The organism is Bacteroides sp. An279, from assembly GCF_002159615.1.
Classification (GTDB): Bacteria; Bacteroidota; Bacteroidia; order Bacteroidales; family Bacteroidaceae; genus Phocaeicola; species Phocaeicola intestinalis.
In genome coordinates, this window is record NZ_NFJA01000062.1 from 1 (window position 1) to 22,821 (window position 22,821).

Annotated in this window: 15 protein-coding genes and 1 pseudogene; 9 read left to right on the plus strand and 7 right to left on the minus strand. The window is 46.4% G+C overall.

Annotation, left to right across the window (positions count from 1 at the left end; translation table 11 throughout):
• Window positions 1-110: 110 nt before the first annotated feature.
• From B5F78_RS11235 to B5F78_RS11245, 3 genes are read right to left on the minus strand one after another with little or no spacing between them, the layout of a single operon-like run.
• On the minus strand, window positions 111-2,054 hold the full coding sequence (locus tag B5F78_RS11235) for a glycoside hydrolase family 97 protein (protein WP_022040363.1): 1,944 nt from the start codon (window positions 2,052-2,054) through the stop codon (window positions 111-113).
• A 19-nt stretch (window positions 2,055-2,073) separates the two neighbouring features.
• The gene (locus B5F78_RS11240; protein ID WP_087406740.1) at window positions 2,074-4,455 is read right to left on the minus strand and encodes a glycoside hydrolase family 127 protein; all 2,382 of its coding nucleotides are present in this window, start codon (window positions 4,453-4,455) and stop codon (window positions 2,074-2,076) included.
• A 9-nt stretch (window positions 4,456-4,464) separates the two neighbouring features.
• Entirely contained in the window at window positions 4,465-6,030 is a 1,566-nt protein-coding gene (locus B5F78_RS11245; RefSeq protein ID WP_239414037.1) for a glycoside hydrolase family 43 protein, read from the minus strand.
• A 248-nt stretch (window positions 6,031-6,278) separates the two neighbouring features.
• On the opposite strand from B5F78_RS11245, the gene B5F78_RS11250 reads away from it, so the two are divergent.
• Window positions 6,279-8,000: a glycoside hydrolase family 43 protein gene (locus tag B5F78_RS11250; protein WP_191763237.1), complete on the plus strand. Its 1,722-nt coding sequence runs from the start codon at window positions 6,279-6,281 to the stop codon at window positions 7,998-8,000.
• A gap of 95 nt (window positions 8,001-8,095) precedes the next feature.
• Here B5F78_RS11250 and B5F78_RS11255 read toward each other — a convergent pair whose 3' ends face one another.
• Window positions 8,096-9,109 (minus strand): ATP-dependent 6-phosphofructokinase, encoded by a 1,014-nt coding sequence (locus B5F78_RS11255; RefSeq protein WP_022040359.1) that lies wholly within the window; start codon window positions 9,107-9,109, stop codon window positions 8,096-8,098.
• Window positions 9,110-9,291: 182 nt separating this feature from the next.
• Between B5F78_RS11255 and B5F78_RS11260 the strand changes: the two genes are divergently transcribed.
• From B5F78_RS11260 to B5F78_RS11280, 5 genes are all read left to right on the plus strand, one after another.
• Window positions 9,292-10,797 (plus strand): GH3 auxin-responsive promoter family protein, encoded by a 1,506-nt coding sequence (locus tag B5F78_RS11260; RefSeq protein ID WP_022040358.1) that lies wholly within the window; start codon window positions 9,292-9,294, stop codon window positions 10,795-10,797.
• Between the two features lie 9 nt (window positions 10,798-10,806).
• Window positions 10,807-12,729, plus strand: coding sequence for an Ig-like domain-containing protein (locus B5F78_RS11265; protein ID WP_022040357.1), 1,923 nt, complete (start codon window positions 10,807-10,809; stop codon window positions 12,727-12,729).
• Window positions 12,726-13,532, plus strand: a complete 807-nt coding sequence (locus B5F78_RS11270) for a DUF3108 domain-containing protein (protein WP_022040356.1) — start codon at window positions 12,726-12,728, stop codon at window positions 13,530-13,532. The genes B5F78_RS11265 and B5F78_RS11270 overlap by 4 nt, the downstream gene beginning before the upstream one ends.
• 460 nt (window positions 13,533-13,992) lie before the next feature.
• Entirely contained in the window at window positions 13,993-15,738 is a 1,746-nt protein-coding gene (locus B5F78_RS11275; RefSeq protein WP_140400128.1) for a hypothetical protein, read from the plus strand.
• Window positions 15,739-15,779: 41 nt separating this feature from the next.
• Window positions 15,780-17,204 (plus strand): DUF5723 family protein, encoded by a 1,425-nt coding sequence (locus tag B5F78_RS11280; protein WP_087406742.1) that lies wholly within the window; start codon window positions 15,780-15,782, stop codon window positions 17,202-17,204.
• Window positions 17,205-17,683: 479 nt separating this feature from the next.
• On the opposite strand, the gene cysS is transcribed toward B5F78_RS11280, so the two are convergent.
• On the minus strand, window positions 17,684-19,162 hold the full coding sequence (cysS, locus tag B5F78_RS11285; protein WP_022040327.1) for a cysteine--tRNA ligase: 1,479 nt from the start codon (window positions 19,160-19,162) through the stop codon (window positions 17,684-17,686).
• 85 nt (window positions 19,163-19,247) lie between these two features.
• Entirely contained in the window at window positions 19,248-19,817 is a 570-nt protein-coding gene (gene purN, locus B5F78_RS11290) for a phosphoribosylglycinamide formyltransferase (RefSeq protein ID WP_087406743.1), read from the minus strand.
• Between the two features lie 153 nt (window positions 19,818-19,970).
• On the opposite strand from purN, the gene B5F78_RS11295 reads away from it, so the two are divergent.
• The 3 genes from B5F78_RS11295 to rnc are packed head-to-tail and all read left to right on the plus strand — an operon-like array spanning window position 19,971 to window position 22,463.
• Window positions 19,971-20,207, plus strand: a complete 237-nt coding sequence (locus B5F78_RS11295; protein ID WP_022040329.1) for an acyl carrier protein — start codon at window positions 19,971-19,973, stop codon at window positions 20,205-20,207.
• A gap of 12 nt (window positions 20,208-20,219) precedes the next feature.
• The gene (fabF, locus tag B5F78_RS11300) at window positions 20,220-21,485 is read left to right on the plus strand and encodes a beta-ketoacyl-ACP synthase II (RefSeq protein ID WP_022040330.1); all 1,266 of its coding nucleotides are present in this window, start codon (window positions 20,220-20,222) and stop codon (window positions 21,483-21,485) included.
• Between the two features lie 3 nt (window positions 21,486-21,488).
• Window positions 21,489-22,463, plus strand: coding sequence for a ribonuclease III (rnc, locus tag B5F78_RS11305; RefSeq protein ID WP_022040331.1), 975 nt, complete (start codon window positions 21,489-21,491; stop codon window positions 22,461-22,463).
• A gap of 80 nt (window positions 22,464-22,543) precedes the next feature.
• Here rnc and B5F78_RS11310 read toward each other — a convergent pair.
• A pseudogene (locus tag B5F78_RS11310) lies at window positions 22,544-22,821 on the minus strand (glucosamine-6-phosphate deaminase); the annotation flags it as partial.

Consider the following 22,821-nt stretch of genomic DNA (forward strand, 5'->3'; position numbering starts at 1 on the left):
TCGCTCCTGTTCTTCGTCAGATAGCCCGCTATCTTCCTCATCACAGAAGCGGAAATGCCTCAAAAACTCATCCCAAATCATCGCACGATAAATTCAAAACAGCTTCTGAGTTATTTTACAATCAAAGCTCCTCCATTACATGGAATCATCAGTTCGATTTCGCCTTTTTTGTCCAGCTTCTGGGTTTTCACGCTTCCTTGCAGCTGGGCATCATCAGCATAAAGCGTCACTTCTTCTTTCGGGGAAAACATCGGCAAAGCTACTTTCACTTTCAACGGTTCTTTGCTGGCATTGATTCCAGCCACGTACCACGTTTCTCCGTGCCGACGTGCCAATATTACATACTTGCCGGGATAACCATCGATAAAACGCACTTCATCCCACAGCGTAGGTACTTTCTTCATAAAATCCACAGCCCATACAGGAGCATCGGTCAGATTATTAGGAGCCAAAGCAAAGTGCTGGACCGGACTTTGAAAAAGCACCGCTGTGGCAAGCGCAAACACATCCGATGTAACACGGCGGCTACCTCCCGGCTGATTCTTCGCATTGTAATACCGGTTCAATGTACTGCCTCCGAAATCCATACTACCTACGGTATTGCGGATAAACGGATGCAAGCAGGCATTAAAGGCTTCGGCATCACAACTTCCTTGCGAAAAGTTCATATTCTCGCTTGCCAGTACAGCTTCACTTGCCGCATAATTGGGATACATCCGCTCCCATCCGCGAGGCAAGGTACATCCGTGAAAAATAACCAGCAGACCATAATCGTTGGCATCTGCCAGAATATCCTCATACAATTGCATAGTCACTTGTTTGTCGCTTCCTATAAAGTCCACTTTAATACCCCGGATACCGATGCTTTGCATCCATTTCATTTCCTTCCGACGGGAAATAATGTTGCTCATCTTGCCACGCGGACCTTGCGGAGCATCGTTCCAATAACCATTGGAATTATACCACAGATACAATGCCACATTCTTAGACTGGGCATAACGTGCCAACTCTTCTATTTTTTCATATCCTACCCGCGAATCCCACAATGCATCAACCAGCACCGACTGGTATCCCATCGCCGCGGCAAAATCAATGTAACGCTTCTGCTCATCGTATGTCATGCTGGCATCACCTCCGATAATCCAGCTCCATGTGCCGCATCCGTACTGGTACTTCTGAGATGCTTCGTACAAGGGAGATACAAGGTCGAAAGCCACGGTAGTTTCAACTATAGGAGCCAGTGTTTTTCCCAAAGTGATGGTGCGCCAAGGTGTTTCGCCTGGAAGCGCAATTCCCGGAGCCGTTGTTCCATTGCCATTGTATTCGCCTTCTTGCGGATAACCTATCGTATACAGGCCACCCTCGTGCCCCATCAGCCTGCTGGCACAATAGCGACTATCTACTCCCGTTTCTGAAAGTAAGAGCCATCCCTTATCCATATATTTGAACAGGCACGGGAATGTATATCCCTCGCCCCAGCCATTCTTGCCCATCGTATCATCGACGGTATAAGAGGTCTCATAACTGGGCGAAGTACGTGCAAAGCCTCCCATCGGCTTGCTTTGCGGACAAAGGAAAGTAGTGCTTCCCTCAGGCAAGACGAAACCCGTAGCTTCCGAGCGCACCACACAACATAAGGTATTTTCCTTGGGATAGACGCGGTACTTGAAAGCCACGTCACGGTTGCTCACACGGAACACCACATCGCACACCTTCTTGCCCTGTTGCATGAACGGGCACACCACTTCAACCGCCTTATAGTCTACCCGGCTCTGCTTGATGGTGGGCAACGTATAGGTATCGCATACCGTATCCGCCTTGCACGTTCCCCCCAACGACATATCTTGAGTAAAATCGCCTATATTGGTCTCCAGACCCAAGGGAGAAGGTTCGAGAAACACGGTTCCGTCATACAACACTTGGTAAGAAGGCTTTCCGCCTTCATCGGATACCACCACTTGAATGTGTCCATCGGGACTGGCAAATTTCCAATCAGTAGCATAAACGGACAGGCAAGCCCCTAAGGCTGCAGTCAATAGCCATTGTCTTGTCATCATATAATTTCATTTAAAGTCATTCACCTTGTTCGTTAGTCACCAAACGGATAAAGAATACCCCTCCGGCTATTTTTCCGGGCTTGCTTTGGAACGTGAGAGTGATTTCTTTCTTACCCTGCAACGCATCGTCAGGAAGAGCATATTCAACATCCACGAACTCCTGCTTGTTCCATTTCCCTACCAGATTTTCAGAAGCAATCACCTTTCCATCTACCAAGATATCAAATTCCCGGTCGGCGGTTTCATTGCCCCAATAAGTTATCAGCAAAGACATGTCAGACTTGCCCTCAGTAGAAAGTACATAACTGAAATAGCCTCCGTCTTTCGCATCACGCCACGCCTTGCCATTGAAATTTCCCTTTGTCGAGTTCTCGTTCTTCATTAAGTGGTCCGCTTCGGGCTGTTGTTCTCCCGTTGCTATGGCATCTACCGTCCGGCGGTCTAATGCAATACGCGCTTCTTCTTCGGCTTTCTGTTCGCTTTGATAATGTGCGTATTCAGTTTCGTCCATCGAAAGCCAATAAATCATATAACGGCTATCGTGAATGCCATAAAACGGTTCGAGTACCAAATCCTTGTATTTGCCGGAACGGAACAGACCGGGAACCGTATAATGGAACGGCTTGCCTGCTACCGGACGCAAATGGTTTAACTTCTCTTCGATATCAGCCCGCTCTCCTATAAGAAAAGGAGTTTCGTAAACCGGAACCAAAGGTCCTGAAGCAATATGTCCCCATCGGCTATCGTCTGCCACCAGCCCGTCCAGATGGTCTGTACCTACCCGTGCACCCAATACAATCGGTCCGCGCAAGATGGCAACATATTCGGGCATATTCGGGAACTCTTCCAACTTAACATGCATCGGCGTACGGATTTCGACAACATCCCCGTCTTTCCATTCGCGGTCAATGCATACATACGAAGATGGTTCCGAACCGACTGCATACTCTTTTCCGTTACACAACACCTGCATTTCCGAAGCCTTAACCCACCACGGATGGCGTACCAACATCTTGAAATGTCTGGGCTTGTCCACCGAAACCGTAAGTTTGCTTCCTTCTTCTGCCGGGAAACCTGTTTCCTGACGCAAGCGGATGCCTTCTTCTTTCCAGTTCAGTTCAGAAGCTATAAACAAATTGACAAACAATGAATCGTGTGTATGCGTATAGATGAATTCTCCATATTTGGCATGATTCTCCATACCGGTTCCTACACAGCACCACATCGCCTGATTAGGAGCCGAATAAACCCGGTAATGTGCCGGACGGGCAGATGTGAAATACACATATCCGCCGTGTTCGGGATGCTGGGTAGAAAGAATATGATTGTACAAAGCACGTTCGTAGTAGTCCACATAGCTAGCCTCGGGATGCATCCGGAACAAGCCCTCGGTCAGTTTCAGCATATTATTGGTATTGCATGATTCCGGACCTTCACGGTCTTCTATATAGCTCTTGCTATCGGTTTTCGCCACAAAATGCTCGCGCCGGCTATTGCCTCCGAATGCCAGCGAACGGTTTTCTACCACCGTATGCCAGAAGAACGATGCCGCATCCTCATACGTACGGTTATGGTCTAACTCGGCTATGCGTTGATATCCCACCGCTTTAGGCACTTGTGTATTGGCATGTTTGTTATCCAGATTGTCCACTCCCTTTGCCATGCTGTCCAGCAACCAATGATGAGAAAAACGTTTGGCCGTGTCCAGGTATTTTTTGTCTCCGGTCATCTGATAGGCATCGGCATATACTTCATCCATTCCGCCGAATTCCATATCCAGCATCTGCTCCATTTGCGCATCAGTGAGGGGAGAAACGACTCCAATGCCCCAATCGCACAAATCCAGAAACATCTGTCTTGCCTCTTCATTGCCGGCATACATCCAGGCATCCCGAAGCCCGGCATAAAGCTTATGAAGGTTGTACCAAGGTACCCAGTATTTCCAAATCAAAGCCACGTTTCCTTTCCGTATCTCACTCCACAAAGCCTTTCCATTAGGAACCCCACCGATATAACCATCACCATTCTTCTCCTGGCAACGTTTCAATTCGGCTATCATATACTCCATACGCTGGCGGAATGCCTCATCACCTGTAGCAGCATAATGCATTGCCAGTGCCGAAAGATAATGTCCGCCTACGTGTCCGTCCAGTCCCGCCCAATTGGGGAACAATTCTCCTTTGGGAGGTAATCCTGCCTCTTTCAGAAAAGGAGCCAGCAAGCGGTCTACATCATATTCCATCAATACCTTACCGTTCAAGTCCTGTGCATGCTTGAAAGGACCATCCAAGAGAGTCACCTCATTCAAGGCAAAAGTGTTCGGATACAACTTGTCTTGTGCCTGTAATCCCGAAAAACCTATCAAGCAGGCCATCAATGCCCATGCTTTCTTTTTCATAACCATTCTTTATCTTATTCGTTTATAATCGAAGAAATCCACATCTACATAGCCACCTGTCTGCTTTGTAGCATAATTGAATATCGCATATTTTGTCCCCATAAAGAAGCGGCGGTAATCGAATATCATCTTAAAATCGGAACCAATTTTCGTCCAGTCTTTCCCGTTCAGGCTATAATAGAAAGCAGCAATGTCTTTGCCTACCCGGAAATCTCCATCAATACGCAGGTAAACTACATCCTGTGTCAATTCCACACGCGCCTTTTCATCAGTCTCCACATGTGTCACCGCCTTGTCCGAATCGCGTAAAGCTACCACCTGTGACGACATCGTAAGGTATTTCTTTCCGCCTTCCATCACTACCGAAAGGACACCGGCATCGCCATTGAAAGCACTGAAACCTGCTACATCCCCTTCTTTCATATGAGACACATCGATAGACACACTTCCCGTACATTTCGGTCCTTCCATACGTTGGGTCAACGTATTCGGTGCCCAAAACAGGTTTTCTACCACCCGATGCGTCTTCAATCGTAAATAACCCGGACGTTCCGAAAGCGACCATGCTTCGTTTATCGGGTTATGGTTCCATTGCCAGTTGATTTTCATTTCCTGTTTTCCAAAATCGTCACTCACCACCAAGGGCAAGGCAGGACATCCTTGCACGGGTTTTTCCATGATTTCGGGTACACGGCCTTCCTCATTGCCCAGCATCGGCCATCCGTCTACCCAGCGGCAAGGCATCAGTGTAAGGACACGTCCCACACCTCCACGATCCTGGAAGATGACACCATACCAATTGCCCTTCTCATCATCCACAATGCATCCTTGTCCTACATACGGGAAACCGGCAAAGTCCGATTCCAGTATTACTTTCTTTTCATAAGGACCGGTTATCTTATCGGCACGATAGCACACCTGACGACGCTTGCCTCCATTAGGCCACGAAATCATCAACAGATAATACTTTCCGTTGTATTTAATGGCACGGCTTCCTTCCAGCAATCCGGTTTCGGTACTATCGCGCTCGAAGATTTTCATATCCACTCCTCCAGGCTGCACCCCTGTAAGGTCTGGCTTCAATTCGCGTAATTGCCCTGTTCCATAATAGATATATACACGTCCGTCATCGTCGAACAACAAAGACGCATCGTGGAAATGAGGCAAGCGGGAAACAAGTTCCCATTTCCCTTTCGGATCTGTAGTGGCATACACATATCCTTTATAGGGCTTGTCATTGGGCGAAAAATAAGCATAATATTTCCCATTGTGGTAACGGATTGAGGTGGCCCACTGCCCTCTTCCGTATGCAGTACATCCGTTCAGGTCATAATTCGGTGTATCGGTCAAACGGTCGAACAAATAACTGGCCGTCTCCCAATTCACCAAATCTTTAGAATGCATAATAGGTGCGCCCGGCATCAGATGCATCGTAGTGCTTACCAGATAAAAGTCGCTACCAACACGGATAACATCAGGGTCGGGCACATCACTCCACAACATCGGGTTAGTAAAAGTACCGTCACCATTATCGCTCGATTGAGCCCGGACTAAGCCGCAAAAAGGAATGCACATCATCAGTGCTACGAAAAACCTGCGTATTTTCATATCGTTATTAGTTATAAGTTTGCCTACAAATTTAAAAGAAAAAACAAACATCTCATACCCCAAAACTAAAGATATTCTGTAAGATGGTACATCTGAGCATGAAAATAATACAAGATGTAACATAGAGAATAAAATATGTAACATACGCAACAATCTTTTTCATCCCGACCTATTAACTTTGTAAACGACTATTCGACACTACTCATTATTATAATATAAACACCATGAAAAAAACATTAAGCTTATTGACGTGGGGCACGCTGAGCCTACTTGCATGCTCATGTGCCAGCAATCAAATGGAGGTTACTCCTGGTACTCCTGTATTCAGTAATTTCACCTATACAGGACAAGATGCCGTGTACGAACAGAATCCGCTCGCTTCCGACGAATTCTACACCCCCATCCTACAAGGATGTTACCCCGACCCCAGTATCTGCAAGAAAGGAAACGATTATTACCTGGTATGTTCTTCGTTTGCCATCAATCCGGGCGTACCTATTTTCCATTCGACCGATCTGGTCAACTGGAAACAAATCGGCCATGTGCTCGACCGCCCCTCGCAACTGAAGGTGGAAGACACAGGAATCAGTGCCGGCGTATATGCACCTACCATCCGCTATAATCCGAACAACGACACATTCTATATGATTACCACCCAGTTTGCCGGAGGGTTCGGAAACATCATCGTCAAGACCAAAGATCCGATGCAAGGCTGGAGCGACCCTATCAAGCTGAACTTTGAAGGCATCGACCCGTCTATCTTCTTCGATGATAACGGAAAAGCTTACGTAGTACACAATGATGCACCAGAGAAGGCACTGTATGAAGGACACCGCGTTATCAAGGTATGGGAATATGATGTAGAAAAAGACCAAATCGTTCCCGGAACAGATAAAGTGATAGTAAACGGAGGAGTAGACCTCTCGAAGAAACCTATCTGGATTGAAGCTCCACACCTGTACAAGAAAGATGGAAAATATTACCTGATGTGTGCCGAAGGAGGAACAGGAGGCATGCATAGTGAAGTAATATTTATCGGAAACAGCCCCAAAGGCCCGTTTACACCGGCTCCGGAGAACCCCATCCTGTCACAACGCCACCTGAATGCCGACCGTCCTGACAAAGTGGACTGGGCAGGACATGCCGACCTGGTGGAAGGACCTGACGGAAAATATTACGGAGTATTCCTTGCCATCCGTCCCAACAATGCCAATCAAGTAAACACAGGACGTGAAACCTTTATCCTTCCTGTCGACTGGAGCAGCACTTTCCCCGTATTCGAAGGAGGAATGGAACCTCTAAAGGCTAAGCTGAAAATGCCGGCAGGTGTCACCAACCAGACCGGACAAAACGGTTTCTTCCCGAACGGAAACTTCACCTATACTGAAGATTTCACTTCGGACACACTGGATTACCGCTGGGTAGGCATAAGAGGAGCACGCGAAAAATTCATCTCCACTTCGCCCAATGGACTGACCATCAACCCATACGATGTAAACATCAAGGTAGTACAACCTACGTCTACCTTGTTCTATCGCCAGCAACACCTCAACTTTACGGCCACTACCACCCTGAACTACATTCCACGTTCGGAGACCGACCTGGCTGGTATTACATGTTACCAAAGCGAAGCCTTCAACTACGTGTTCGGCGTGACCAAGAAAGGAGAAGAAGACGTACTGGTATTGCAACGCACCGAAAAAGGAAACTCTACCGTGCTGGCAAGTACTCCGGTTAAGGAAACACGCCCCATCCTATTGCAGGTGAAAGCCACGGGCGACCAGTATACTTTCAGTTATTCTACAGACGGAAAGACCTTCCAGCCTGTAGGTGGAACCGTTTCGGGAGATATTCTTTCGACCAATGTGGCAGGTGGATTCACCGGTGCTATGATAGGACTTTACGCCACAACAGGCAATGATGCCACGGCACAATAAATAAGCATGGTGCGACACATATAGTTGCACCATGCCACGCACATAGCTTCATCGGGTTGCGCATATACTTCCGTTGCCCGATGAAGCTATGTGCATTATCCGAAGCATACGCCCATGCGTTTGCCCTGAATTATCAAATCGTTATCGGCAGTAACTAATTTCAACTTGCCCGCTACCTCCGACAAGGGAACAGACACTATCTCCGAACCCCGGAGCGCCACCATCCGCCCGAATTGCTTTTGAGCTATCAGTTCCGTAGCGTGCCCTCCCATACGGGTGGCAAGGGTACGGTCGAACGCCGTAGGACTTCCTCCGCGCTGGATATATCCCAACACCGTTTCACGCGTCTCAAAACCGGTCTCATACTCGATTTCCTCGGCTATGTATTGAGCAGCCTTTTTCCCGTTAAAGGTGGGAATACCTTCCGCTACCACCACAATCGAATAGGGTTTCCCTTTCTTCAACCGGTTGATGATGACATCACCTATATTATGTATATTGAACGGAAGTTCGGGAATCAGGATGATGTCACCCCCTCCTGCCATACCCGAATGAAGGGCTATCCATCCTGCCTTGTGCCCCATCACCTCGATTACCATCACACGCTGGTGCGAACTGGCGGTAGAGTGCAGACGGTCAATGGCTTCGGTGGCAATACTCACCGCCGAATCGAACCCGAACGAAATATCCGTACCGAACACATCATTATCAATAGTCTTGGGTATCATCACCACATTCACTCCGGCTTTGGCAAGCATGGCCGCCGTATTCTGCGTGCCGTTTCCTCCGATACAGACCAGGCACTCAAGTCCGTGGTCATGAATCGTCTTCAGCAATGCCGCAGGCCTGCTATCGGAAAGCGAAAACCCACGGTCTTTCCGGAAAGGCTTCACACGTGAAGTACCCAGCACCGTGCCCCCCATCGTAAGCAATCCGCCCAACGAATTCTCAGTAAGCTGGATTACATCATCGTCCAGCAATCCCCGAAAGCCATTGTGGATACCATATACTTCCATTCCATAATAACTGATAGCCGTCTTGCAAACGCCTCTGATGGTAGCGTTTATGCCCGGACAATCACCTCCTGCCGTTAAAATTCCGATTCTCATAACCTTCAAAATTTGTCTTCGTGTGGTAAAGTTATAAGAAAAAAGTGTAGATTTGTCTTTTCTAACACAAAAATACACCACAAATACAAGAAATAGGCTAACTTTGCAGCGTTTCAATAGCACAAGAAAGACGCTTCGGACACACTAGTCCTGTATGCGTGTGCCATAAAAAAGGAATACCAATGGTTTCAACAAAGTTAATCGAAAAGTTGTTTGTTTCCCGCCAAAAGGAAATAGATTGCTATAACACACAAGCCGAAGCCATTCAAGACAGAGTTTTCCACAAGCTGGTCGAGAATGCTTCTGATACGGAATGGGGGAAAAAATACGATTATGCCCATATCCGGACATACGCTGATTTCCAGCGGGTACCGGTCCAGACCTACGAAGACGTGAAAGGCTATGTAGACCGTATGCGCCATGGCGAAAAAAACGTGCTGTGGCCCGGACGTGTCATCTGGTATGCCAAATCATCGGGCACTACCAACGATAAGAGCAAGTTCATCCCCGTAAGCAAAGACGGATTACGGCACGTCCATTATCAAGGCGGAACCGATGCCGTAGCTCTCTACCTGCGCTCGAATCCGGAAAGCAAGTTCTTTTCGGGCAAAGGACTGATACTGGGAGGAAGCCACAGCCCGAATTACAATGTAAAGGACAGCCTGGTAGGCGACCTTTCTGCCATCCTGATACAAAACATCAACCCGCTGGTGAACCTTATCCGCGTGCCCAGCAAGGAAATTGCCCTGCTAAGCGAATTTGAAGAAAAGGTGGAACGCATTGCCGAAACTACCATCCATGAAAACGTGACGAACCTTTCGGGAGTACCCTCGTGGATGCTTGCCGTCATCAAGCGCATTCTGGAGAAAACCGGTGCCAAACATCTCAACGAAGTCTGGCCCAACCTGGAAGTATTCTTCCACGGAGGAGTATGCTTCACACCTTACCGTGAACAATATAAACAGCTCATCCCGTCCGACAAGATGCACTACATGGAGACCTACAACGCCAGCGAAGGTTTCTTTGGCTTGCAAAACGACCTGTCCGACCCTGCAATGCTTCTGATGATAGACTACGATGTATTTTACGAATTCATCCCACTGGAAGAAATAGACAATCCGCATCCCACCATCGTACCCTTGACTGGCATAGAAACGGGACGTAATTATGCCATCGTCATCAGTACTTCGTGCGGCTTATGGCGGTATATCCTGGGTGACACGGTAAAGTTTACCCAAAAAGACCCGTATAAATTCATCATTTCCGGACGTACCAAGCATTTCATCAATGCTTTCGGCGAGGAACTGATGGTGGACAATGCCGAAAAAGGACTCGCCAAGGCATGTGACGCTACAGGTGCACAAGTTCTGGAGTACTCGGCAGCTCCGGTCTTTATGGACGCCAATGCCAAATGCCGCCACCAATGGCTGATTGAGTTCAGCGTGATGCCCGACTCGCTGGATAAGTTCCGTCACGTGCTCGACCGCTCTTTGCAGGAAATCAATTCCGACTATGAAGCCAAACGGCATAAAGACATCACTTTACAGGAACTGGAAATCATCGTGGCACGCCCCAACTTGTTCCACGACTGGTTAAAGCAAAAAGGAAAGCTGGGAGGACAACACAAGGTACCCCGCCTGAGCAACAACCGCGACTATATAGAAGAAATGTTGAAACTTAATTCGTAAACTTATTGCATGAAGCCCATACCCAAATACCTTGCCCTGTTACTGATTATCATCGGATTTTACGCCTGTGCCAGCACGGGTTCGCCCGATGGAGGTCCTTACGATGAAGAGCCTCCCAAGTTTGTACGTGCCACACCGGCTCCGAATGCCATCAATAACACCCGTAAGAATGTATCCATCGAATTCGATGAATTCATCAATTTGGAAAATGCTTCGGAAAAAGTCATCATCTCTCCCCCACAGCGCGAACAACCCGAAGTAAAAACCAGCGGAAAACGGGTCGTGGTGAAGTTTATCGACTCACTGGTGGCAAATACTACGTATACCATCGACTTCGGAGATGCCATTGTAGACAATAATGAAGGCAATCCGTTGGGACTATTCTCGTATGCCTTTTCTACCGGCCCCGAAATAGATACCATGGCGGTATCGGGCACCGTGCTCAATGCCGAAAACCTGGAACCTATAAAAGGTATACAGGTTGGATTACATAAGAATTTGAACGACACCGCTTTCACCAAGCTCCCGTTCGACCGTATATCGCGCACCGACAGCCGCGGACAGTTCACCATCCGGGGAATCGCACCGGGCAAATACCGCATTTATGCCTTGCAGGACGGAAACCAGAACTATATGTACGACTCAAAGACCGAAACCGTGGCATGGTCCGACTCACTCATTATCCCAAGTATGGCACCTGCTTTACGTCACGACACAGTATGGAACGAAATCGATACTACACACATCGATACCATATACGAAGTACATTATACCCGCTTTATGCCCGATGACATCATGATGCGTGCCTTTAAGCAGGAAAGTTCATTACAATACCTTGCCAAGAGCGAACGTCCAGACACCAAGAAATTCGCTCTTTATTTCAGTGCGAAAGCCGACACCCTGCCCACATTGAGAGGACTGGACTTCGACGAGAAACAGCTCATCGTGGAAGCAAACCAACGGAACGACAGCATCACCTATTGGGTGAAAGACACTACGTTATGCGAGCGCGACACCCTGACCATCGAACTGAAGTATCTGGAAACTGATACATTAGGAAAACTGGTACCCACTACCGACACCCTGCGTATGATAAATAAGATTCCGCGTGAACGCCGTCTGGCAATGAAAAAAGAAGCTGACGAAAAAGCAGAAAAAGAACGCAAGAAGAAAGAAAAGAAAGGTGATACCATCGTAGTGGAAACTCCATTCCTCACCATGAACGTAGACGCGCCTTCTGAACTGGATATCAACCGTAACATCGTCTTGAGTTTTGAAGAGCCGGTGGAAAACATCGACACAACGGCTATCCACATGCAGACGATGGTAGACTCGGTATGGCAAGACACACCTTTCATTTTTATGGCCGACACCATCGCTCCAAGGCGTTATGAAATACTTGCCAATTGGCAACCCGGACAAGAATACCAGCTTACCATAGATTCACTCGGCTTCAAAGGTATCTACGGACTTTATACCAACAAAGTGGAAAATAAGCTGAAAGTAAAGACCACTGATGCATACGGCACGCTCTACCTCAATATTGTGGGAGCCGGACCGCATGCCATCGTACAACTATTAAACAACAGCGATGCAGTAATACGCCAGCAACCTGTTTCTGAAAAAAACACGTGCGACTTTTACTTCCTGCAACCCGGAACGAAATATTACATCCGCTTGTTTAATGATACAAACAACAATGGCAAATGGGATACAGGAAACTACGACGAGAAACTGCAACCTGAAGAGGTATTCTATTTCCCGAAAACCTGGGAAATGAAAGCAAATTTCGAGTTTGAAGAAACCTGGAACATTCATGCTATTCCGCTCGACAAACAAAAACCAAACGAAATAAAGAAGCAAAAACCCGACGAAGCAAAAAAAATTAAAGACCGAAACAAAGAAAGAGCCAAAAACCTAGGACGAACATGATAAAGAAAATCTTACTCTGCCTGTGCTTGCTGACAGGAAGCCTGGCGATAAAAGCCCAATGCGGTGCCGTAAACAATGCCATCCAGCCGGGTGAAACATTGCATTATGAACTGAAGTTCAACTGGAAATTCATCTGGTTCAACGTGGGCTGGGCAAAAATGAGCGTCAACGAAGCCACCTACAACGGACGATCCTGCTTGCGTACCGACTTAAACTCTTATACGAATAAAAGATTCGACCGGTGGTTCAAGATGCGTGATACGCTGACCTGTATCACCAGCCAACAGTTGGAACCGCTCTATTTCCGTAAAGGAGCCGAAGAAGGAAAGCGATACACCGTAGACGAAGTGAAATTCAGTTATAAGAATGGAAAGTGCATCGTTGACCAACAACGCACCCTACGAGGCGTCACTACCCCCAAGCACGATGAAATGGATGTCTGTGTCTACGACATGTTGAGCATCCTGCTGCAGGCACGTTCGTACGACCCTACCGACTACAAAGTAGGCATGAAAATCCTCTTCTCAATGGCTACCGGAAAAGCAGTGGAAAAGCAGACCCTTATTTACCGGGGCAAGGAAAACTTCACATCAGAAAACGGCACGACTTACCGTTGCCTGGTATTCTCATTGGTAGAATATGTCGACAATAAGGAAAAAGAAGTCATTACTTTCTTCGTCACCGATGACCTGAATCACCTGCCCGTACGGCTTGACATGTATCTTAATTTCGGTTCGGCAAAAGCCTTCCTGACCGAAATAAAAGGAAACCGTCATCCGTTGACATCCATTGTAAAAAAATAAAATATGAATACGAATATCCACAATTAGCCAATACCCTGAAAACGAAGATATACTGCATAAGCCATTCCAGTTAACTGCTATAGCCTACGAAGATAACTGAAACGGCAAAGTAAGTATATATTCATTTTGCACACCATTATTCTGGCTAATTGCGGACATTCACATGTCTATTAGGACATAAAGCGGTAGAGACATAGCAGACGCAACATTTTCTCCTTATTCTTAAACATTGATTTGCTACAATTCTACACCGATTTCCCATCAAATCACATACTTCCAACCTACTTTAAAAGCAAAATTGTTCTATCAAAAAATCATCTACACTCTCAAAATATCCCAATTTTGCTTTAAATCCCTAAGAATAAACAGGTTATCAAACTGTTCTTTTTTTTCTAAAATGTGTTCGTTTACACAACTTTTTCGGTAATTTTGCACCGAATTAACTTATACAATCAGAAATATGACAAACAGAGGTTTAAAAATTAACACACTTCGAGGACTATTCGCATTGTCCCTGTTAGGCATTACCGCATGTGTCGACAATGCTTACGACTTGAGCAAAGACGTAGACATGACCATCACGGTAGGTGGAGAAAACTTAAGCATTCCGGGCAGCAATACGGATTCTATCACATTAGAAAAAATTTTCGATCTTGACCCGGAAAGTGATGTACAGGCTGATGCTGACGGCAATTACGCATTAACCATGAATGGAGAAGGCTCTGAATCAACAGTAAATGTAGAAAATGTAACCATTGAGGGAGACCAGATTACCACAGAAGCTTCTACTACGACCTTGGATTTCGAGTATGTACCCAGCCAAAATGCAGAAGCTGATGTAAACGACCAGACTTCTTTCCGCGTGGATAAAACAGATGTTACGACAGATGTTACTGCACTCTATTATTCAGATGTTACATCTACTTCTTCCTTGAACATAAAGTTCAGTGGAAATGCCCGTCAGATGCACCTTGCAGAAGGATTTAAAATTACTTTCCCTTCTTACCTGACTATCAGCAGTGATGGAGACTCACGTTTTCTGATAGAAGGCAATACACTGACTTTTACCGAAGATGTACCTGTCAGAAGCGGTGAAACATTATCAGTCCCGGTATCAGTTACCGCTATCAATTTCGAAAGCATGGGTGATAACGAAGGTTTGATAGCACCGGGCCATCTGGTTATCAATGGAGATATACCGGTAGAAGGACATGCTTACCTGAGAGCGGAAGATTTCCTTACCCAACAAAATGTACAGCTGGAGCTGAACACAGAACTGAATATCGGCAATATTGAACTGACAGAAGTTACGGCGATGGTAGACCCACAGGTAGACATTACCATTGACCCGGTAACCGTCAACGACCTGCCCGAATTCCTGCAAGACAATGAAGTAAGAATCGACATGACCGACCCGAAGATTTATCTCTATGTAAGTAATGAATCACCGGTTGCAGTCAACTTTACTGCCGACCTCATGCCGTACAAAGAAACACAACTTTTGCACACCATCGCACTGGGTAACAAAGAAAACGGAACAGAAGAGATTATCATCCCTGCCAATCGTACCGATTACGTCATCTGCCTGCACCGCCTGAGTGATGACGCCGGAATTACGGCTGACGAAATCATTACCGTTTCCAATCTGAATGACCTTGTGGAAACCATTCCTGATGAAATCCGGATTGAAAACATTGAAGCCACAGCCGTACAAGAACGCATTACCATGACCCTGGGTAGAGACTACACCGTCAAGACAGACTATAATGTCGTAGCACCTTTGCAATTCAACAACGGTACAGAAATCGTTTATAACGATCAAATGGATGGCTGGAACAGTGATATGGAAGACTTGGATGTACGGCACGCCGAAATCTCATTGGATGCGACAAATACCATTCCACTAGGCATGACCATGACAGCAAATGCCATCGACCGCGACGGCAATGTAATGGATGAAATCACTGCTACAGTAGAGGGCAATATCACTGCCGGAACTCCAGAGAATCCTTCTTCCAGCAAACTGACTATACGCCTGGAATCTCATGCTGACGGAGCATTGAAGAACATGGACGGTATCTCATACCGGGTAGTAGCCGAAGTTCCTACCGAAGTACAAGGCCAAGTACTGAACGAAAAACAAGCGTTGGTACTCGACAATGTAATCATTACCGTCAGAGGTGGAATTACCGTAGACTTAAATTAACACAAACAGCTATTCAATATTCGTAAGTAAGATAGACATTTATGAAAAAAATACATAAACTTTTAACCGTAGCTGCCGTAGCAGGCTCATGCCTGACTGTCTCGGCACAAGCTTTGCACTCCGGATACTTCCTTGAAGGATACAGCTATCGTCACCAATTGAATCCGGCATTCGCTGGAGAACGCAACTACATCAGCATCCCTGCTTTAGGTAATATCAATATCGGGACACAGGGAAATATCGGTGTAGGCACATTCTTATTCCCACAAAACGACCAACTGACTACGTTCATGCATTCTAGCATCAGTGGAGAGGAATTTCTAAGTGGGCTGAAAGACAATAACCGCATCAATGCCAACATCAACCTGACACTGTTGTCGGCCGGATTCCATGCATGGGGAGGATTCAATACGGTCGATATTAACCTGCGTTCGAATACCAGCATGAATCTTCCGTATGATTTGTTTACCTTCATGAAAATGGGTATGACCGGAAACGAAACACACTACCACATGGAAAATTTAGGCATTGAATCAAACAATTATGTCGAACTGGCATTTGGCCACTCCCGCAAAATTAACGATAAATTGAATGTGGGCGGTAAATTAAAATTCCTGTTAGGCGGAGCAAACCTCAGCATGAAAATGACCGAGATGGATGTCACAATGGCACAAGACAAATGGATGGTAAGAGCCAACGGTGAAATGAACGCCTCACTGAAAGGACTGATGATGCCTACCAAAGAAGAAAGCGGCAGAAAGCTAGACAATCCGAGCCAACGTGACCTGATTGACTGGGATAACATCGATGTGGACAGCCCGGGATTAGGTGGATTCGGTATGGCTATTGATTTAGGTGCCACTTATAAGATTATGGATGACCTGACACTTTCGGCAGCCTTGCTGGATTTCGGCTTCATTTCATGGAATAATACAATCAAAGCTGCTACAAGCAACAGTGCATGGGAATTTGACGGATTCAAAAACATTGCGGTCGATTCCGAACTGGGAGACGATGACCCCAATTCTTTGAACAGCCAATTGGATGCCATTGGCAAAGACCTGGAAGATTATGCCAGCTTCCACCGCACAGAAAATGGCGTGAAACGTACAGCCATGCTGGGAGCTACATTAAATATTGGTGCAGAATATGCATTTCCGCTTTACAATAAGCTGCATTTCGGCTTCTTGTCTTCTACCCGTATCAATGGCAAATACAGTTGGTCGGAAGGCCGCATTTCTGCCAACGTTGCTCCTATCAAATGGTTTGATGCCGGTGTCAACTATGCGATTTCTTCATTCGGCTCTTCATTCGGATGGTTGCTGAACTTTCATCCACGTGGATTCAACTTCTTCATTGGTATGGACCACTTGATGGGTAAAGTCACCCCGCAGTTCATCCCTGTCAAGAGCGGAAATATGAACGTCAGCTTAGGCTTTAACGTAACTTTTGGAGATCGGAAATGACCTGAAAGGAAATGAACAAATTCTGATTAATGAATACCTGCAATTTACAGGAATAAAAAAAGAGGGGGTGCATGGACATTCCCTCTTTTTCGTTATATGGTTTCTTTATTTAAACAGCATCAAAATGTGCATTTTGTTGATGCTATCATAGAGAACCCAGACCACACAAGAATACACAAAGAAACACAGAAGAATAGGTCAATAAACAATATGCTAATGTGAAAATAAATTAGCACATTGCCCTATTATTCATTGGCACATTAAAATAGAATCTGTGTCCGTCTGTGTCTTTCTGTGTTCCATTAAAATGCACAATTTCATACCGCGCAGGTATAACATCAAAATAGGTTCATCCGCTGTAAGATTATTAATCTTCAGGCTGCAAGATTATTAATCTTACAAGCGGAAGATTAATAATCTTACACCAGACGAAGTTATCCGCGCTAATCTGCAAATTGCTTTAATCTGTGGTGGAAACCTTACTTGTTCAGCCTCCAGGTAAACCCGTCTTTTGTATCTTTTACCTCGAAACCTAATGCAGCAAGGCTATCGCGAATCTTATCACTTGTTGCCCAGTCTTTGTTGGCTTTGGCTTTCATGCGTTCTTCCAGCAACATGTCTACCACCTTGCTGAAGGCTTCCTCGCGGGCGGCATTGTTCTCACCTTCTGCCTTCAATCCCAAAATATCGAACGCGAACAGGTGGAATACGCTCTTCAGCTCCTCCAAGTCGGCGGCACTGATGGTCGCTTTCTTATCAAGTACGGTGTTAATCATGCGGATGCCGTCGAAGAGGTGCGAGATGACAATCGGTGTGTTCAGGTCATCGTTCATCGCTTCGTAGCATTTCTCACGCAAGCCGGCAGGCTCGATGCCTGAAGTAGAAGCGGACGGCGTGATGCGCTCGAGGTTCTTGATGCCTTCCAGCAGGCGTTCCAAGCCCTTCTCGGCTGCTTGCAGGGCTTCGTTGCTGAAGTCCACCGTGCTGCGGTAATGCGCTTGCAGGATGAAGAAACGGATGGTCATCGGCGAATACGCTTGGGCAAGGAGCTTGTTCGAGCCGGTAAAGAACTCTTCGAGCGTAATGAAATTACCCAACGATTTGCCCATCTTCTGCCCGTTGATGGTAATCATGTTGTTGTGCATCCAATAGCGTACCATGGGATGTCCTTCGGAAGCCACGGCTTGCGCGATTTCGCATTCGTGATGCGGGAAGATAAGGTCCATGCCTCCTCCGTGTATATCGAATGTCTCGCCCAGATACTTGCGTCCCATCGCAGTACATTCGCAGTGCCAGCCGGGGAAACCGTCGCTCCATGGCGAAGGCCAGCGCATGATGTGTTCGGGCTGGGCGCATTTCCACAGGGCGAAGTCGGCTGGGTTATGCTTTTCCTGCTGCCCGTCCAGTTCGCGGGTGGTATTGATGACATCATCCAGGTTGCGTCCCGAAAGCACGCCATAATGGTGGTCTTTGTTGTATTTTGCCACATCGAAGTACACCGAACCTTGGCTTTCGTAGGCATATCCGTTTTTCAGGATTTCCTCTACCAGCTTGATTTGCTCGATGATGTGTCCCGAAGCGTGCGGCTCGATGCTGGGTGGAAGCACATTGAGGGCTTCCATCGCCTTGTGGTAGCGGAGCAGGTAATACTGCACCACCTCCATCGGCTCCAGCTGTTCCAGCCGTGCTTTCTTGGCAATTTTGTCTTCTCCTTCATCGGCATCGTGCTCCAGATGGCCCACATCGGTAATGTTGCGCACATAACGCACTTTATAGCCCAGATGTTGCAGGTAACGGAACAGGATATCAAAGGTAATGGCAGGACGTGCGTGTCCCAAATGAGGGTCTCCATAAACAGTAGGACCGCATACATACATTCCCACATGAGGAGCGTGTAAAGGAACAAACGATTCCTTCCGGCGGTTCAACGTATTGTAAATAACCAGTTTATTTTCCATATTTCTAGCTTTATTAAGGCCACAAAAATAACGAAAAAGAAAATAGATACCAAAGAAAAAAACAGGATTCGTTCAAAGACATTTTTTACACATGCTGCCGCACCAGCTTCTCAATCACCTCCGGATAATAGCGGTACTCCAACTGATGCACACGTGCAGCCAAGCGTTCGGGCGTATCATCAGGCAACACTTCGCATCGTGCCTGAAAGATATAATCCCCCTCGTCATAACGTTCGTTGACATATTGTATCGTTATGCCGCTTTCCTTTTCTCCTGCCGCCAACACTGCTTCATGTACATGCATGCCATACATGCCTTTCCCACCGAACTTAGGCAACAATGATGGATGGATGTTTACAATACGGCAGGGCCAAACCCGCAAAATATCTTCTGGAATACGCAACAAAAAGCCGGCAAGTACAATAAAATCAACTTCATACCCGCATAGCACTTCCAGCGCCTCTCCCGAAGCAAATCCGGCAGAAGTTACCACCCGGCACGGCACTCCCAACCGTTCGGCACGTTTGATAACTCCAGCAGTAGTACGTGATGCAACGACAATTTCTACGCTTACTTCCTCTTTCTCTTCAAAATAACGGATGATCCGCTCGGCATTCGTTCCTTCACCCGATGCCAAAATTGCTATTTTCTTCATATTTTTACCTGTTTTCGTGCACAGAATATATAAAAATGTGCAAAGAGAATGCATTTATTTGCCCGAATATTTGTATAGAACGAGAAATATTTATTCCTTTGCACCGAAAATTAAACAAAATTATTCTATTTATAAACTTAAAACAAGAAAATTATGTCTGAAATCGCATCAAAAGTACAGAAAATCATCGTTGATAAACTGGGTGTAGAAGAATCAGAAGTTACTCCGACCGCTAGCTTTACTAACGATTTGGGTGCAGACTCTTTGGATACTGTAGAACTGATCATGGAATTCGAAAAAGAATTCGGTATTTCTATTCCTGACGACCAGGCAGAAAAAATCCAGACTGTAGGAGACGCTATCTCTTATATCGAAGCTAACGCAAAATAAGTAATTCTGTTTATGGAATTAAAAAGAGTAGTAGTAACAGGTCTTGGTGCAATTACTCCGGTAGGAAATACGGTTCCAGACTTTTGGAACAACCTGCTGAACGGAGTAAGCGGAGCAGGACCTATTACTCATTTTGATGCATCCAAATTCAAGACTCAGTTCGCTTGTGAGGTAAAAAACTTCAATGCCACTGATTTCATCGACCGCAAAGAAGCCCGTAAAATGGACTTATATACCCAGTATGCGGTAGTAGCAGCCAAAGAAGCAGTAACTGATGCGGGTCTTGATGTGGAAAAAGAAGACTTGAACAAAATCGGAGTCATCCTGGGCGTAGGTATCGGAGGTATACATACGTTCGAAGAAGAAGTAGCCGGATACGAAAAGACCAAAGATACCATCGGTCCTAAATTCAATCCGTTCTTTATTCCTAAAATGATTGCCGACATCGCTTCCGGACAGATTTCTATCATGTACGGATTCCACGGACCGAACTTTACCACGACTTCTGCATGCGCTTCTTCTTCGAATGCCATCGCAGACGCGTTCAATTATATCCGCTTGGGCAAAGCCAACATCATCGTGACCGGTGGTGCCGAAGCTGCTATCTTCCCTGCTGGTGTAGGAGGTTTCAATGCCATGCATGCCCTTTCTACCCGCAACGATGACCCGCAACGTGCCTCACGTCCGTTCAGCGGAAGCCGTGACGGTTTTGTCATGGGTGAAGGTGCAGGATGCCTGATTCTGGAAGAGCTGGAACATGCCAAAGCACGCGGAGCCAAGATTTATGCGGAACTTGCCGGCGTAGGCGCTTCGGCAGATGCTTATCACCTGACAGCTTCCCATCCTGAAGGATTAGGAGCCAAACTGGTGATGATGAACGCATTGGAAGATGCCGGTATGAAACCGGAAGATATCGACTATATCAATGTACACGGGACTTCTACCCCTGTAGGCGATGTTTCTGAAGTGAAAGCCATCAAAGACGTGTTCGGAGAACATGCCTACAAACTGAACATCAGTTCTACCAAATCCATGACCGGACACCTGCTGGGCGCAACCGGAGGAGTAGAAGCCATCGCCTGCGTACTGTCTGTTAAGAATGACATTGTACCCCCGACCATCAACCACGAAGAAGGAGATAACGATGAAAACATCGACTATACCCTGAACTTTACTTTCAACAAGGCACAGGAACGTACCGTCCGTGCAGCCTTGAGCAATACATTTGGTTTCGGTGGACACAATGCATGTGTAATCATTAAAAAATACACTGAATAAACTGTGTTTGGCAATATAACAGATAAGATAAGACTCCTCTTCCGCAAGGACAAGGAGCCTTATCTTTGTTTTTACCGAATGACCGGATTCTATCCGCGGAACATTGACATCTACAAACAAGCATTGCTGCATAAATCGTCTTCCATCAAAAACGAGAAAGGACGTGTGCTGAACAACGAACGACTGGAGTTCTTGGGTGATGCCATTCTGGATGCCGTGGTAGCTGATATTGTATACAAAAAGTTTGAAGGTAAGCGCGAAGGATTTCTGACCAATACACGTTCGAAAATCGTACAACGGGAAACACTCAACCATGTGGCGGTACAAATCGGACTGGATAAACTGGTAAAGTTCACCACCCGCCAATCTTCTCACAACAGTTATATGTGTGGCAATGCTTTCGAAGCTCTGATTGGTGCACTATATCTGGACCGGGGCTATCGCGCCTGTAAGAAGTTTATGGAAGAACGCATCATCAACCAATATTTGAATCTGGACAAAATTTCACGCAAAGAAGTCAATTTCAAGTCTAAGCTTATTGAGTGGAGCCAGAAAAACAAGTTCGAAGTAACCTTCAAACTGGTCAATCAGTCGGTAGACGAAGAACAAAACCCCGTGTTCAACACACAAATATTGGTAGAAGGTATTCCTGCCGGAAACGGGAAAGGATATTCCAAAAAAGAATCACAGCAAGAAGCTGCCCACGAGACCCTGCAGAAAATAAAGAATGACCCTCAATTCATAGATGCGATTTTTGCATCAAAAGCCGAAAGAGAGAAAGACACAGAACCGGTGTATACAGAAGATTCTCCCAGCGTAATGGAGACCAACGAGGATCAAACCATTGATGTCCGGGAAGAACTCATAACAGAACGCTATGATGATACGGAACGCATCATAGCAGAAGCGGAAGAAGCCGCATTCAAAGAAGAAATTCAAGAAAAGACATCAGCCGATTCCGAAGAGGAACGTATATAGATTCATCGGCCTACGGATATATCATCATCACTTCATGAAGATATATCCGTAAGCCGATGAAAGCTATATCAATCCAACCTCTACAACGGCTTATACTCTACAAAAGCCTCCATCGCCTCGTAGCAGGCAAGCCCTAATTTATCGTAAAGCGAAGCGGTGCCACGGTTGCGGTCCTCGCTGCGTTGCCAGAAGAGGCGCTCGTCATTGCCCAAGAACGGTGCACTCTCCATCTGAGACTGGTGCTTCAGGATGGAATTCCGTTTCGCACGAAGCTCTTCGGGACTGAACGGCACAGCCATCTCGATGTTCTCGATTTCCCATTCCGCCCATGCCCCGCGGTACATCCAGATGCGGCAAT

Coding starts and splice junctions, on each gene's coding strand:
- B5F78_RS11235 (WP_022040363.1), bottom strand. CDS start 2,054: ATGACAAGACAATGGCTATTGACTGCAGCCTTAGGGGCTTGCCTGTCC.
- B5F78_RS11265 (WP_022040357.1), top strand. CDS start 10,807: ATGAAGCCCATACCCAAATACCTTGCCCTGTTACTGATTATCATCGGA.
- B5F78_RS11255 (WP_022040359.1), bottom strand. CDS start 9,109: ATGAGAATCGGAATTTTAACGGCAGGAGGTGATTGTCCGGGCATAAAC.
- cysS (WP_022040327.1), bottom strand. CDS start 19,162: ATGGAAAATAAACTGGTTATTTACAATACGTTGAACCGCCGGAAGGAA.
- B5F78_RS11280 (WP_087406742.1), top strand. CDS start 15,780: ATGAAAAAAATACATAAACTTTTAACCGTAGCTGCCGTAGCAGGCTCA.
- purN (WP_087406743.1), bottom strand. CDS start 19,817: ATGAAGAAAATAGCAATTTTGGCATCGGGTGAAGGAACGAATGCCGAG.
- B5F78_RS11295 (WP_022040329.1), top strand. CDS start 19,971: ATGTCTGAAATCGCATCAAAAGTACAGAAAATCATCGTTGATAAACTG.
- B5F78_RS11240 (WP_087406740.1), bottom strand. CDS start 4,455: ATGAAAAAGAAAGCATGGGCATTGATGGCCTGCTTGATAGGTTTTTCG.
- B5F78_RS11260 (WP_022040358.1), top strand. CDS start 9,292: ATGGTTTCAACAAAGTTAATCGAAAAGTTGTTTGTTTCCCGCCAAAAG.
- B5F78_RS11270 (WP_022040356.1), top strand. CDS start 12,726: ATGATAAAGAAAATCTTACTCTGCCTGTGCTTGCTGACAGGAAGCCTG.
- fabF (WP_022040330.1), top strand. CDS start 20,220: ATGGAATTAAAAAGAGTAGTAGTAACAGGTCTTGGTGCAATTACTCCG.
- B5F78_RS11245 (WP_239414037.1), bottom strand. CDS start 6,030: ATGTGCATTCCTTTTTGCGGCTTAGTCCGGGCTCAATCGAGCGATAAT.
- B5F78_RS11275 (WP_140400128.1), top strand. CDS start 13,993: ATGACAAACAGAGGTTTAAAAATTAACACACTTCGAGGACTATTCGCA.